At 54.0% G+C, this 352-nt stretch carries 1 pseudogene; it reads left to right on the top strand.

Going from position 1 to position 352, the window contains the following annotated elements:
- A pseudogene (locus tag AB4653_RS28685) lies at nucleotides 1–248 on the top strand (ATP-dependent RNA helicase); the annotation flags it as partial.
- Between the last annotated feature and the right edge of the window lie 104 nt (nucleotides 249–352).

The raw sequence follows: 352 nt of genomic DNA, 5'->3' as shown, positions 1-352 counted from the left end.
GTAACCGTGAAGGCGGTAATCGCGAAGGTGGTAACCGTGAAGGTGGCAATGGCGGTCGTGGTGGCTACCGTGGCAACCGTGACGGCGCACGTGATGGTAACTCTGCTGGTGGTCGTGATGGCGAACGTCGCTTTGACCGTAACCGTGGTGGCGATCACCGTGGTAACCACCGTGGCGAACGTGGCCATGGCAACGCAGCAGGCAATGGCGGCAACCGCGGTCGTCGTCCAGAGCGCAACGAAGGTTAATCAACCTTTAGTTTAAGTGGAACTTACAAGCCAAGTGCTTATAGGTGAATAGCTTAAACAGTGAATTTAAAAGCCGAGCATAATGCTCTAATGCCGATCGTTTA

It is taken from the genome of Vibrio sp. 10N.222.48.A3 (assembly GCF_041475345.1).
GTDB lineage: Bacteria > Pseudomonadota > Gammaproteobacteria > Enterobacterales > Vibrionaceae > Vibrio > Vibrio tasmaniensis_A.
Note: the sequence above shows the minus strand (reverse complement) of the source record. Positions and strands in the feature narration are given on the sequence as shown.